The sequence below is a fragment of the Autumnicola aciditolerans genome (genome assembly GCF_041679265.1).
Classification (GTDB): domain Bacteria; phylum Bacteroidota; class Bacteroidia; order Flavobacteriales; family Flavobacteriaceae; genus Autumnicola.
In genome coordinates, this window is the sequence record NZ_JBGFSM010000021.1 from 26,641 (window position 1) to 41,635 (window position 14,995).

Sequence of the window (14,995 nt, forward strand, 5' to 3'; positions counted from 1 at the left end):
TTTTAAATGATTGGATCAAAAAATTCTTCGGAAAAAGCTGTATAACTTATCCCGTAAATAACCTGATCGTAAAAGAGGTGGCACGGGAGTACAGTTTGAATTTCAGGAAGACGATAAATGCGATAGAGCCTGCTTCTACAATGATGCGGATGATATTATTATCGGTTGATGTTCCCAGGAGATTTGACCAGAAATTAGTATTGATCTCTGCATACAAATTATTGACAAAAACATTCACCAGGAAGAATGCAGGTACGAGCATATAAACCGCCGCGTACAATCTAAAAAAGGAATAGGCCATACTCCTGAATTTCTCAAATACCGCCAGGCTTAATACCAGGGGAAAGAAGGCCTGCATAATTCCCAACAGGAAAAATCTTTCTGCCAGGAAAAGCGGGTAGATAAACAGATCCAGCACCCATAAAAACAATCCCACTACAAAGGAGATCACCTTCACCGGGTATAGTGGTGTCACAAGTGCTTCGTATAATAAAGCCATTGCTTTTTTGGCTACTTCCAGCGCGCCCACTTCCTGTTCGATATCAATATCCTGCAGCTGAAGCGGAATAAGCGCTGGGGCCGTGTCTTTATAATCCGTTTCTATGCTCACCAGTATTGCGTCAAAAAAATTTAGGATCTGGGTGGAAAAAATCACCAGGAGCACAATCACAAAGTTCTTGATCAGTTCTCCCGGACTCAGTCCCCAGGTATGCCCTCCTACTTCTGCCGCTCCTTCAGTATATTTTTTGAGGATATTGACCAGGAAAAATAGTACCGCGAGCGATTTCATTCCCGCAATGGTGTACTGCGAAAAATTGCTGGCCTTAATAGCCTGGAAGACGGTGTCCACATATTCCAGGCCTATTCCTAAAAAGATACCCGCTACCATTTAATATTTAATTTCCCTGTTATTGATCTTATCCTGCATCTCCCTGAAGGAAATGATGTCGTTGTAGCGCTTTGTCTTTAAGGTGATTTCCGCCACCATTTCGCGGGATTGCAGTTCTCTTTCGCGGAGCACCTGTGCCCTTTCCGCATCAGTCATTTTAAAATAGTCACTAGTGAGAATCTTATCGATAAAATCCAGGTCTTCCAGGGAGTTTTCTATAATGGCATTAAAGGATGCTGAAATTCGGTTTACTTCTTCCTGTTTGATGTATGGGGAATTCAGAATATCCCTTAAATCATCCCGAACAGTTTCCAGCAGTATCTGGTTATTTCGGGTAAGTTCCCTCACTGCCTTTACCTGCCTGATGACGTTATTCACCCGCTCAATATTCTCTTTTTGTGTTTTAAGAAATTCCACTGTTTTAAGCAGCTGCGTGGTCTGCTTAGCTGATTCGATCAAGGACTTGGCAAGGCTTATAAAATTCGTGTTGTCGTACACGGGCATTCCCTGTGCGCCTGCCTTCGCTCCCAACAGGAGCAACAGAGCAAGCATTGCAATTCTTGTTTTCATTTTATATTTTTTTAGAACCTGTAAATTGTCTAATGGCTTCCTCCATATCCTGGTGTTTATCATAGAGTGCCATGATCGCGTCGTTTTCCGCTCCATCGGTTAGGTAGGCTGCATACACTTCTTTGGGAACTTCCAGGCGAAAGACATTGCTCTGCTTCCCAATCTTTATAAAGATCTCCGTATATTTTCTTTCTCCGGTGAAGTTGTTCTTTATGGACTTCAGCTGATTAAGATCGTGGCTGGAAAGGTTGAGCCGCTTCTTAAGTTCATCATAGCCTTTCTCGTTGTGCAGGCTATAGATCACCTGGGTATTTTCCAGAATACTTGCTGAAGTGGAATTGTTAGGTAGCTGGTTTATGGATTGAAGGATGATCCCGATAGCTCCATTTTGCTTCCTGATGGCCTGGTAATAAAACTCCACGCTTTCCAGCACGTTTTCAAACTTCAGCTGCTTGGCAAACTCGTCAAACAGGATAATCCCCTTCTCTGCCCTGTTCCTCCAGATGGTACGCTGTATAGCCGATTTAATCAGCTTCAGCATTACGGAAAGGATCTCCTTATTATCCTTTACTTCATCAAGTTCAAAGACGATAAGGCGTTTATCCTCGATCTTATAAGTCTGGTCCTCCCCTCTTTCAAAAAGAAAACTGTAGATCCCTTTATCTACGTATTCAGACATGATGTGCAGGAAGTTGTTGATATTGAAGTAATCGGGGTGTATCTTAAGATCGTTCAGAAGATCAAGACTATGCCTTTCCACATAGCGATAGAAGCTTTGGAGAGAATGTTTGTCGTGAACATTTGTGTAATAATCCCGTAGAATCTTTTTGACCGAAACAGACTGGGCTTTGGTCACTTTTAGATCTGAAGCGAACAATTCGAACAGAAATTCCGAAAGGTCCTCCAGCCGGTCCGCAGTAAGATCATCCCAGCTGCTAATATAAAAAGGATTAATTCCAAGCGATTTCCCGTTCTCATAGCGCAGAATGGTATGCTCCTTCTGATAAAGCTTTGCAAACTTGGTATAAGATCCACCAAGATCAATAATCACCAGGCGGACGCCACTCTCAAAATATTGCCGGAGAATATTGTTGGCTAGGAAAGATTTACCTTCTCCTGTAGGGGCGAATATGGCAAAATTCCTGGCCTTGATCCTCCTTTTCTTTTCATCCCACACATCCTTTAAGACCGGAATATTATGCTCACGATCATTGAAAATAATTCCTTTGGGATCTGACTTATAATTGCTGTTATTAATAAGCAGGCAGAGGGCGTGCTTTAGATCGGTCACATAAAGATCTTCATTGGAAAAATTGGAAGAAAAACAGCAGTAACTGTTCAAAAAGTAATTCTTGCGCTCCTCCCCTTTCGGATAATACGGAACAATATCCAGTTCCTTAAATTCGCTTTTGATCCTGGCAGCCGTAACCGATAGGCTGGCTTTTTCCCTGTCCCAATAAATCACATTCAATTGCCCCCTGATGATCCTGGAGGTTTCATCGGAATTCACCTGGTCCAGGATGTGCTGGATCTTCTTAAGCACCACTTTGTTCTGCGAACCGAAATTGGAACTTTTATTCAGCTCCTCTACTTTCGCATCTAACAGCTTTCTCCATTTCTGCTTGTCGTCCAGGTAAATGATCTGGTTTATAATGTGGTTTTCCTTTAAATTCAGCCCCAGGCCATCTATAAATCCCTGTTGAAAAACAAAATCATCTGAAGTAAACCTGTCATTGGTTTTACTGGTCTGTACCCCCTCTCCAAAACACAATTCGCTGTTTACCGCCAGCACATCAAAATGATGGTCGCCAATACTGATGTCATTCTTCTCCAAAAGGATATTCGTGTCCAGTCCTTCATTAAAGCCGTTAAAATAACCTGTGGTAAGCCCGTTTATTTCTTCCTCCCCCATAGGAACCAGTTCCAGTTTTCGACTATTATTTATAAAAGAAACAGCATCGTTTACGGCATTCTTAAACCTTCTGATATTATCATCCAGGTCAGCAGTAATTTTCTTGCTGATCTTTTGAAACGGATTCACATACTTAGGGTTGTTCAGGGACTTATTCTTTGTCAGGATAAAGAATAGATAACTGCGATGTTCCATATATTCCCTGCCTTTAAAGTGGGACCAGGTGGCCTTTTCCAGGAAGGTTTTATTCGGAAGCTTTTCTGAAGAATAATTCCGCTTAAGATAAATATCCTGTTTATGAATTACTGTCCCTGTGGGGAGGGATTTCAGCGATTGAAACCAGGCAGCATGAAGCTCCTCAAAATCATTTTCAGATAATGAGTAGATCTCAGGCAACACAGCTCCATAGGCTAATACCACATTGCCATTGCCGGCAAAGATGATATTAGCCTGGATATCTGCAATGGGAAGGGAAGCTGCGAGATTAATCTTGCTCATAATACAACTGGCTTAAACGTTTGGAACTAATTGAAGCTGGAAATACCCTTGCAACCTGAAATAACTGCGGCCGACTGGCAAAACGGGTGAGCCCTATGTACAGCAAACAGTTGAAAGCAAGCGCAGTGATAACCACTCCAAAACTGAAGGAGAAGATGATCCCCAGCAGGGATCCTACCACTGCTATCATCATCAAAGCGAAGAGCGATACCGGTAAACCCCAGATCATGGCCCTTTTCCTGATGTTTCTATAGATCTCGAAGCGTTTCATTATACCACAATACCTATTAAGTAGGTGAAGATGCCCACTACTGCTCCTGCGATGAGGACAAAGATCAGCACCCGGGTGATCCCTTTTTTAAGGTCTGCGTTCTCACCAAAGAAGTGCCCCGCGTTAAAAAGGAAGCCTACCAGGAAAATAACCCCAAGTAAAATGGGGAATATTGTCCGGATGGTATCCGCAATATCATTTACGGAATTTTCAATTCCGCCAATCTGTGCAAATAGCGGAAATGAAAACAGCGAAAAAACAATTGTTGGGTAGATTGATTTTTTCATAATGAATAGGATTAAAAATGAATAATTCGTTTCTTGGAAAGTTATCTCAAAATCAACCCTATTTTTCTGACGTACAGTATTTTGTGAATAAAATATTATTTATATTTAGTTGTTCGAATTTGATTTTAAATGAGAACAAATTCCACTTGAGTTTTAAATCCTATTGTTGATAACTAGAAATGCAGGAGAGATAGTGAGGGAAGGAAATGGCGGGTTTGGGTTTTTGGGATAAAATTTTAGATGAATTGAAATGGAAAAATAGCAGAGGAAGAAGCTTCTTCTGGTAACTGTTGTTATCGTGTAAAAGTTTCAAACATCTGAATTATACAAAGACAATTTGGTCTGGCTTCATTCAAAACTGGCTTTTTGTCGTAAAGAGTAAAATTAAATTTATGAGCATTTTACCTTATTCCTAAAAGACGACACAGCATGAATTTAAAATAAACAAATAAATTAAAACATTTTAATTTAAAAATTATGAACAAACCAATCACTTACTTATTGGGCTTCCTAATCTTCATAGGATGTGGAGCATTCGTTTATGGAATAGCACAAGCATGCTTGAAATCTTGGCCACATCATGGCAATGACTATGAAATTGCTGCGTTTTTATCGAACACTGTTACAAGCATAGCAGCAGTTCTTTCAACTAATCTTGGTGCCGTACTAGGTATTACAGTATCGAACCCAACTTCTAAATTCAGGGAATCCAAATCATGGAATCCGTTGAGTTTATTTACAAGTCCATCTCCATCAGCCATTCAAACAATTGCGTGTTATGTCTACATACTTTCACTTATTGCTGCGGCAATTGTTTGGGCTCATAGAGATTTTATAACTGAAACCAATAAAATTGTTCCTCTTATTCCTGAGTTAACTAAGTCTCTTTTGGGGGTAATTGTTGGAGTTTTAGCAATATCATTAAACACAAACTCTCAAAATCCTAAACCATGAAAAAAATTGTAATTATATTTTCATTCATTTTTGTATCCGTAAAATGTTTTTCACAAGAGCAAACGTCTTTTGAAAATGTATTTTCCAGTGAATTATCAACGGACACAAATTTGTTGTCAATATTGGACGCATATGATGAAGATTTAAAAAATGTTGTGCCAAGCTCATATATCAGTAAATACAATTTCAGAATAAGGATATTTAGCAACAATCTTTCCACTACTGATATAAAAACTACTTTGGATCCAAGTGGTTTGAATTATGATATCAATTTGATTAATAAAAGCACAATGGTTTTGTTAAGTCAAATTTTATCTAACGAAATTAAGATTGAGTTTCAGCAGAATGACACAATTAACTGGGTACCGGGTAGTGGTACTGCTAGAAATAAACTTTCAAGATTTAAATCCTTGTTAGTTCAGAATGGCTTATCAGTAGAAATAGATTATGATCCTTTCTTATTTTACTGCATTGAACCTAACACAAAGATAAACTTAACAATAAACTATGAGTTTCAAGCCAACACAGCATTTACCGTTTGGGAACAAAAATCAATTAATATAGCATGTTTAATTGATAATGATGGCATGATTACTTTGCCTCCTTTTTATGAAAAAAATAGTCCGAATGTTCAATATGAAAACACTATAAGCAATCCCAATAATTGGTTTAACGCAATAAATAACTCTTACAAGTTAAAAGTTACAAATAACGGAATTTGTGGAGGTTCAAATTGTACTTCCTATTTTGAAGCTGAAAGACTAATAACTTTATTTTATTTGAATAAACTTAACGGAAAACCAGGAGTTAAAAATATCATGGTTCAACTTGGCGTTCCGGATTATTTTACAACAATAACTGTAATTTATAAAAACAAGAAATTTGTTCTCCCTTATTCAAAACTTTTCTTAAATGATTATTTATCTAATAGTTTAATCAGAAGAACAATAGGCAAAAAGTCAAAAAGAATAAAAGGAGAAGTTTACTCACGTTGTAATGTATTGAGTGGGTCAACAATATATCCCTTTAAAATTACAAAGCAATATTATCCTCCGTTCAAAATTCTTAACCCTGGAGATATTATTTACATAAAATAATTTAAATCTTATGAGCTTTACAATTCTTACAAAAGACTTTAATGGCATAATAAAACTTCAGGGAGTTGAAGGAGAAAGCACGATTTATTCTAATTCATCAAAGTTTTATATTGAAGGCAAAATATCCTTGTGTTTATCCTTAAACGGAAATGAATACTTATCAAACCCCTTAATAATTCCACTGGATAAAATAAGTATTTTAAAAGAAGGTTCTCTATATTTCATTGATTTGGTTTTGGATTTTTGGATTTTTGATTTTAGTAATATTTTAATATTGTTCCGTAATGAAATTTCACCTATACTGTATATTAAGCAAATAGGTATTTCAAAATCAAATTCTTTAGAAATTTCAATTGAAAAATTAGCAATGTCAATTATTGGTAAGATACAAAATGTTGATATTAACAACTCGTATATATATTTTGACACCAATAACCCTCCATTAAGATTAACTAAGTTAAAATCTCCCAGAACTGGTAGATTTGGTTTTTATTTAGAAAATAATTCATACGGTATATGTATTGTTGCAGGTTCTCCAAGCACCTCAATTACATTAGATGATTTTGAATCTGTATCAGTGAATTTATCCAGTGACACAATTATAAATTTTGAGCTAGGCCAACTAAATCTCAAATTTTTATCAACAATGGCTAGTGACCATTTTGTTCAATTTAATGACAATTCTGAATGGGAGTTAGATAAAAATATTGGTGTAGGTTTTTCGTTTCTTGAAATAGATAGCATAGTTTGTTCTGACGGTTGGTTGACTACGCAAAAGTTTAAAGATGTAGAAACTACAATATCAAAAACACATCCTTTAGTAAATCACTTGGAACTACGAACCAAGCTTTATACAAATACTAAACGGTTAACATTTCATTATCCTTTGGTGATTAATAATATCGCACTAAATGATGATAACATACTAGAATTAAATGACAAAAAGTTTATAGATGTACCTCATTTTGTTTATGAAAGTAATTTAGAAGAAACTCCAACATTAACCAATCTGCATTACGGTATTAAAGTGAGGGGGCTTAATAATGAGAAAGGTTCGAGTGTAAAACTTGATGCAAACCTTGCTGTATTAAGGTTAGATACTAATTCAAAGAAACTCTTTTTACAAGCAGGCGATAGTGTTACTGTGAAGGGGGAAAAACAAAATTCAATCGTTCTTCCTAAAATAAACACTCAAGAATCAAACAAAAGGCTGGTAAAGATTCCTTGTATTCCGTCATCATTAGTTGTTAATGGTAGCACAACTAAATCAAGTTTTGTAATAAACACAAAAGACGAGAAATTTATAATAAATTCACCAGAGTTAGAAACTTCACCCTTTGCCCCAGGTAATCTAAAAACACAATTGAATTTAAATTTCGATAAACTAAATTGGATTTATAAAGAAAACAAGGTCGAATTTAAGATTGGTAAAGATGGTGTTAATCCTAATGAAGATTGGCTTGAAAAATTTTCTATTAACCCAACAACCAGTTCATTTCAAATATTAGATAGTCAGAATTTGGACGTCTTATATGACAAACCGGCTCCTAACTTTAAATTCAAGAATACAGAAGTAACATCCACAATAATTACCACGACAACTGTAAACGAAGCAGAAAAAGAAAAACTTATTTATATAGCTTATGCTGGGGCTATTGGATTTAGTGCAGCATATTTAGCAGGAGGTTTGATTTGTGAAACAGCTAATCCAAAAGAAATTTATACCTGTCTTCAAAAGAAAGGGAAAGAGTATGTAAATATAAATTTTAAGAAAGAAGATCTTAATGACCCAAGGGTTAAGGAATGGCTACTAAATCAAAATGTTAATGAACTAACTATAGTATATTATAATTACAATGAGAGAATTAAGAAGTTTATTGACGACAACATTAATATCGATGAACCCACTGAAGCAAAACCAACTTCTATAGGCTTTTGGCCAATTATAAGCTTTATAGGCATTCCTCTTGTCATTAAGAAAAAAGGAGAAAGTGCAAAGTATTGCTTTGACATCGTTAACAATAATTTTCCGAATTCAAATATTATAGTTGGTATTGGATTAGACCAAAACAAAGCAGGTCGAATTGATTTATCCAAAAATTTCGGGTTTAATCCTGTCAGTTTTAAAAAAATAACAACAAAATATCCTTTATTATTTCCAACATACAATGGAAATCAAGCTACAAATGGGAAAATTGATCCAACAAGTGAGAAATTTGTAGGCGTTATCTTTAGGAACATGCCACTAATGGTTCAAGTGCCATCAAATAAAATTTCAACAGTATTAAAAAAACTACTTGACGAGATTAATCGGAATTTATTTTTAGAATTTGGGTGGCGTGATGAAAAAGGAGTTACATGGATTTCTAGAATTCCAGAATCAATAACAAGCAATCCCAACTATACAGGTTTCAATATTGTTGATAATTCAATAGTAAAATTCAATATTTCCAAAATCGAATGTATTGGGCAAGAAAGTAAGTTGTCTAAATTTTCTTTTGACGTTTTTTTGGGTCTCATTAAAACAGCAGCAGATAACCATAAATTTAGTATTAAGGCAAATGCACATATTACATTTAATGACAAAGGAATAGATAATTTTATTATTACTCCAATTACAGAATCCAGAAATCTAATCCGTGTATCTGACACAATCCCAGGTTTTGATTATATAAGATTTAATAAATTCGAAACTAATTTTAAGCAGCTTTTTGCTTCTATAGAACTTTTTCCTGATGAAAAATTAATAAATGTACTCCCAATATTTGAGCAATACAAAAAAATAGATGGCGAACTTAACTTAACTCATGTTTTAAAAACTATAGCATCTTTTGATTTAGAAACTGGTGCTGCTGTCATTTCTATTTTCTTAGATACATCAAAAAACATTAAGGTATTTGGCAAATGGCCAATGGCAATTAAAGTAGTTAATATTTTTATAAATAGCTCTAACAAAAACACTCTTGAAATAGTTGGTGAGTTTAACCTCGGAATGGAAAACTTTTTAAAAGTAGGTGGCAAAATAGTATTGAGCCATGAAGCATCTGGTAGTTGGGATTTTGATATTCAATTAGACAGAGTTGGTGGTAGTCTTGCCTTATCAGATGAACTAAAAATTGAAGGCCTCTTTAAATGGGGTGGTACATATCCGTCCAAATATTATGAAAATCCTCAATCTCTTCCACGAGAGCCTTTAAAGAAAGAATCACTTAATGAAGGAAGTGGGCGACCATTTATGGGGATTTTAAATCTAACGGCACCAAGTATGTTTGGTGATTTTCAAATTTATGCAAAAATTGGTTCAAAAAATGGTATTCCATTTTCTCTTTTTGGTCTTAGGTGGGATAAAGAAATTAATCTCGGATTTGGAAAATTGCATGAACCCGAGTTTTTAGTTTCTAAAAACTCTGACAGGTTAAAAAGTATTGAAAATATAGTAATAAACGGTGCATTTAAAGGCATAGAAGCATTAAAAGGCCCTGTTGATTTTGAACAAAAAATCCAATGGCTTGAAGAATTTGATTACTCTGATAAAACAGGCTTGACTCTAATTGCATCTGGTAAACTTGCTTATGGCAGTGTAACAGAAAAACCGAAAGGCATTACAGGTATATTATATTCATCAAAAGGGTTGCTAAGAATCGAAGGTTGGTTTAAAATCCCTGGCATTAAGGATGAAGTTCAAATTGTTTTCTCGATAGATTTCGTAAGGAAAAGATTATTAGTAGGATTTCAATTACCTACCTTCTATTTCCCAACAGAAGTTAATCCATCCCTTGTATTTCAGCCCGGGCAAGTCTTCTTTGGAACCAATTTTGGTGGAAGTCCATATTTTTTATGGAGCCTAGGTTGGCCTCCTCAAACTGGAGGTAGTGCATATGAAAGAGATTGGAGCAAAGCTAACCAAGCTACTTGGTATCCCCCAACTTTTCCAATGCCTAATATGGTTGCTGCAGGTGTGATGTATGAGTTGGACTTTGACAAAGGCTATTTATTATTTGCTGCAGCGTTAAAAGCTGGCTGGAAATATGAAATTAATTTTGGTATAGGCAAAGCAGGTCTAGAAGTAAGTTTAGGTGGGGTTCTTGTTATTAAAATAATGACCAAAGAATCTAGATTTGAAACACTTAAATTAAAAAACAGATATGCAAATAAAATATACTCTACATATAATTATGAATTGCAAACTTACCATAGTCACTTAACAATCGAGACCGAATACTTTGAAACAATATTTGAAAATTATTCAATGATCAAAAGAGATTTGAATATGGCTTTCGACCTAAATGCCATACTGGGTGAGGTATTTGCAGACCTAAAAGGATATGCTGAGGTAAGTATTTTTGGAATTACATTGGCTGGTGTTTATTTAAGTGCTTATGCAAGGATGAGAGTTTGCGGCAGCACTAAAAATGGCATTACCCATATTGGCGGCTCGTTCGGTACAAGATTCTGTGTCAAAATAGGCTGTGTGACCAAGTGTAAATCAATAGACATTACAGTTACTGTAATTTCTGGACATTGTGAGGCAGCTCCACTTAATTATCAATTTTTACCACAATTTTAATCAAATTTATATGGCATTCGATTTAAACTGTATAGGCATCCTAAGAGAAAAACAAAATCAGAAGTTTGAATTTCTGGTTCGATGGTTTATTGATGAAATAAAAGAAGAGAATAAAGTAACATATTTTCCAAATCCTGAAGGCAAGTTTTACTTAAACATAAGAACCAAATTTTCAAAAGAATACATAAAGGCTGATGGGGCTGTTGATAAAATTCCAGTAGTAGGTAATTTGATATTACCTGAAATACTACCATTAAATTATCTTATGGTTGCACCTCCCACGTCAGGTATGCCCTTAAAACCTATCGACCCAAAATGGAATCCAGAAAACGACCCAGATGCTGGCGTTGGCATTTATCACATACTAGCCGATTCTAGTCAAAGTAGATACTCGAAAAAAATACTTGATAAAACAATCGTAGCTTTAACTAATAATAGATATTTTGAATCTAATAAGTTATTTTCAGAAGTTTCAATAAAATCCTATGCCGAAAACTTCGCAAGCTATTTGATTGTTAATCAGATTCGACCGAAAAATCTACAAGCTATTTTTATAAAAGAATTTCAAAAAATGGAAAGTTTAACTTTCAAGAATTCATTAATAAAAAGAGTAGATCAAATACCTGAGCTTTTTACCTTTCACATAAATAATAAATTCAAAACGAAAAAAACATTCACAAATAGTGAGATCAAAGATACACTAACTAGCGCTTGGAACAATGCTTCGATTCTATTAAAACTTTTTAAAAACATTGAATTTTTAAAAAATATAAATACTGATATAGCAAATGCAGAAAATTTAAAATCTCAACTGTCAATTTTAATTGGACAGGGTGTGGATATTATCGATTATTGGTGTAGCCCTTCTATAAGTCAACCAAACAGAGTTGAAAATGATTGCGGAAAACAGTATCCTTTAGCAGAAGCCTTGGGATTTGGAACTACTATTGGAAACATTGAAATGACAATAATTAAGAAATGGATTGACTCTGGCGATGAAATTTTGATAAGTGTTGAATATGTTCCTCCAACAAAAACTACATTAAATAAATCTAAAGTTTACGATTGGAGGGATCTACATGATGAATCCTTTTTGGAAGACATTCCCAATTTAAAATCTCAGTTAAATATCATTAAAAATAAGGGGAGCAACAGTTTGGAAAATGTATTAAGCTTCAAAACTAGTTGCAATCCAGATAAACCAAAATCAAGTGAAATAGAATATGACTTGAATTTGAAAAGAATAAAAACAGAATTTGAAAATGATCAGGATTTACAAGATAAAATTAAGTATAGTGAAAATTTAGAAATATCAACTGGCGATGGTCGGGTAACTTTTAAAACTACTAAACCAGATGATAAATATTTTCCTGTAGTAAAACCAGATGGAACAATAAATGAAGAGAAATCAAGCATCATTACTGGTGTGAATATTTACGGTATTTGGGAGCCGGAATCAAGTGCTTCACCTTTAAATAGATATTTTACTGATACAAATAACAATCCTGGGTTAGATGAATTGAAACCATGGCTTATATCAAGAAGATACTCCTACTCCAAGGATATTAAACCTTATTTTTTAGCAACAAATCAAAATATAAATAAACTTCAAAGTAATCCTCCCAAATCACCTTCATTTCAGAAAGCAGGTGAAAATTCAAATACAGAAAAGATTTTGAATGTAACTGAAGATGGAAGAGTGTTATATGAGCTCATGCCTAAATCTAAATCAGAGGATGGTAATGGAGATGTATGCATTTATCATTTAAATATAAGAGAGGGCTTTAAAAACAAGTATGATCCAACATTACCTTTAACATGGGATAAATTCCCTTTTAATGAATCTTTAGAACCGAATTGGGCTCCAAATTTATGGAGAGGTAGCTTACCTCAGTCAAAACCACAAGGTTACCGATTCTGGGCAACTTCTGTCGATATTTTCGGCCAAGAAAGCGAACCAATTCCAATTATTTCAAAGGAGACATCCAACAGTGTACCGACAAATCTGTTTTATTTCAAATTTCGTTCTTCTCTACAAACTGCCCCATCCAACACACCTGAGAAGAAGGATTTCATTACCAGTATCTTTGATGAAGAAACCAATAAAATTAAGATTAAATGGGAAAGTCCATTTATAGGTTCATTGGGTAATTATGTGGAAATCCAGCAAACAAATCCGCCATCAGTGGATCTTTCAAAAAAGGAACGCATCAAGACATCTAGTCTTATTGCTAATGTTTTATATATAAGAAAACCTCATAATTCAGAATCTAGAGATATTCCCGATAATGAATTAGATAATTTTATTGATAGGTTTATTGCAACTTTGCCAACCCAATTACAAAATGAGAAATGGAAAATTGGGTTAAAAGAAATCTTTAAGCATAATTCAAATTGGTTATCATTTAAGTCGTTTGTGAATTTATCAAATAATAATCCGAATGAAGTTTGGGAGCATGAATTAATCTTACAGAATATTGATAAAGGATTTGACTATATAGCTCTAATAAATTTTGAAATAAAAGATACTCAAAAACAATTTTGGATAAATAACGATGATAAACGAAAACTTTTTATTGTTGAGCAATTAGATAGTAATGTCACCTCGACATATGAGTACTACCCTGTAAAAGAGATACAAGAAACACCATCTATTAGTAACTTAGCTTTTACCGATTCCTTACATGTTGCAAATAAATTTGCTCCGAGACAATTATTAATTCAACAAGAAGATTTTAATTTTGCAAAACCAGTTCTTGGAATCCAGGGTATTAATAGAGACTTAGTATTATCAAATATACTTACAACGCCAAGTAAAATTAAAGAAGTCGAAATAGACGGTATATTAGAAAAAACTGTAGTCTTTGAGACCAATGAGCAGGACCTACTTTGTACACATAGTCAGAACATCATGCTTGATTCCGCATTGTATAGATGTAACATTAATCCAAAATTTGATTTATCTGACACTAGGCATATTTTGAAAAATGAACTATCCAATCTTAATAAAAAAATATTCCCTGAAAAAAACAAATCAGATAAGGAGCGTTATTTCCTATTTACAAGTGAATCTAATAAAAATATTATTTCAAATGATTTAATTGGGTTCAGAGGATTGAAACATTTTAAAATCAGATACAACAGCATTTTCTCAAATTTTCAACCATTAAAAAATGAAGCCGAAGCATTTAAGTATCACCTTTTTCAGACAAGGCTTAGACTAAGTAATAATTTTGACTTCAGTGTTGCCTTTACAGCGGTAAGTTTTAAAAAATTAAATAATTCGAAATTTGAAAAAGTAAAATTTGAGACTAATGTTAAGCCAGAAAAATATAATATCCCCATAACAATTGCAATTAAATATACAACTGGTTATCTTTTAGCTAAAATTAAACCAATAACAAGCCCAATTTCAAATGAATATGTAATAGAAATTGTTGAAGAAATATACAAAGATCCTACAACATCTGGTTCACCACTTTCTCTTTCATTTATACTTTCCAATCAGATTCTTGAAAAGGAAATAAAAATTACTGAAAACCTTATCTATGAGCAAGATTTATTTATTCCAGTTGGTGGTGGATTTAAAGAATTGATTATTTGGTCAATAATGACTTCATCTTCATTCGGTAAGTTCTCGAATGAGATAGAAAGTAAATTCCAAATTTTTCAAAGTTCGGTACTGCCTCCAACTCCGAATGATTTTATGGCATCTGCAATTAATACCGCAGACGAAAAATTACATTATAGTTTAGATCCCAAAAGGCATAAAAAATGGATACCAACTGAAATACTAAATAATTCTATTTCAGATTTAAAAAGAATTCCAAGAAACTATATTAAATGGGAAAGGGAAGAAAGTATAGCTAGTGAGTATCCACCCCACCAACTGCATCTTGATTAGCTGACTTTCGACCGGTAGCTTTGCTCTAAAATAATATTTATTATGA

Annotated in this window: 9 protein-coding genes; 4 read left to right on the forward strand and 5 right to left on the reverse strand. The window is 34.3% G+C overall.

Going from position 1 to position 14,995, the window contains the following annotated elements:
- Positions 1 to 46: 46 nt before the first annotated feature.
- The 5 genes from AB8M93_RS17235 to AB8M93_RS17255 are packed head-to-tail and all read right to left on the reverse strand — an operon-like array spanning position 47 to position 4,427.
- Positions 47 to 889, reverse strand: a complete 843-nt coding sequence (locus AB8M93_RS17235) for a hypothetical protein (RefSeq protein WP_373060004.1) — start codon at positions 887 to 889, stop codon at positions 47 to 49.
- The gene (locus tag AB8M93_RS17240; protein WP_373060006.1) at positions 890 to 1,459 is read right to left on the reverse strand and encodes a conjugal transfer protein; all 570 of its coding nucleotides are present in this window, start codon (positions 1,457 to 1,459) and stop codon (positions 890 to 892) included.
- 1 nt (position 1,460) lies between these two features.
- A complete protein-coding gene (locus tag AB8M93_RS17245; RefSeq protein ID WP_373060008.1) occupies positions 1,461 to 3,869 on the reverse strand; it encodes a TraG family conjugative transposon ATPase in 2,409 nt (802 codons plus the stop codon).
- Positions 3,856 to 4,140: a hypothetical protein gene (locus AB8M93_RS17250; RefSeq protein ID WP_373060010.1), complete on the reverse strand. Its 285-nt coding sequence runs from the start codon at positions 4,138 to 4,140 to the stop codon at positions 3,856 to 3,858. Before AB8M93_RS17250 ends, AB8M93_RS17245 begins: the two co-directional genes overlap by 14 nt.
- Complete coding sequence (locus AB8M93_RS17255) at positions 4,140 to 4,427, reverse strand: hypothetical protein (RefSeq protein ID WP_373060012.1); 288 nt, start codon at positions 4,425 to 4,427, stop codon at positions 4,140 to 4,142. The genes AB8M93_RS17250 and AB8M93_RS17255 overlap by 1 nt, the downstream gene beginning before the upstream one ends.
- A 477-nt stretch (positions 4,428 to 4,904) precedes the next feature.
- On the opposite strand from AB8M93_RS17255, the gene AB8M93_RS17260 reads away from it, so the two are divergent.
- From AB8M93_RS17260 to AB8M93_RS17275, 4 genes are read left to right on the forward strand one after another with little or no spacing between them, the layout of a single operon-like run.
- Positions 4,905 to 5,381, forward strand: coding sequence for a hypothetical protein (locus AB8M93_RS17260; protein ID WP_373060014.1), 477 nt, complete (start codon positions 4,905 to 4,907; stop codon positions 5,379 to 5,381).
- Positions 5,378 to 6,478, forward strand: a complete 1,101-nt coding sequence (locus AB8M93_RS17265) for a hypothetical protein (protein WP_373060016.1) — start codon at positions 5,378 to 5,380, stop codon at positions 6,476 to 6,478. The genes AB8M93_RS17260 and AB8M93_RS17265 overlap by 4 nt, the downstream gene beginning before the upstream one ends.
- Before the next feature lie 10 nt (positions 6,479 to 6,488).
- Entirely contained in the window at positions 6,489 to 11,045 is a 4,557-nt protein-coding gene (locus tag AB8M93_RS17270; RefSeq protein WP_373060018.1) for a hypothetical protein, read from the forward strand.
- A 10-nt stretch (positions 11,046 to 11,055) separates the two neighbouring features.
- Positions 11,056 to 14,949 carry a hypothetical protein gene (locus AB8M93_RS17275; RefSeq protein ID WP_373060020.1) on the forward strand — a complete coding sequence of 1,298 codons (3,894 nt, stop codon included), beginning with the start codon at positions 11,056 to 11,058 and terminating at the stop codon, positions 14,947 to 14,949.
- The last annotated feature ends 46 nt before the right edge of the window (positions 14,950 to 14,995 follow it).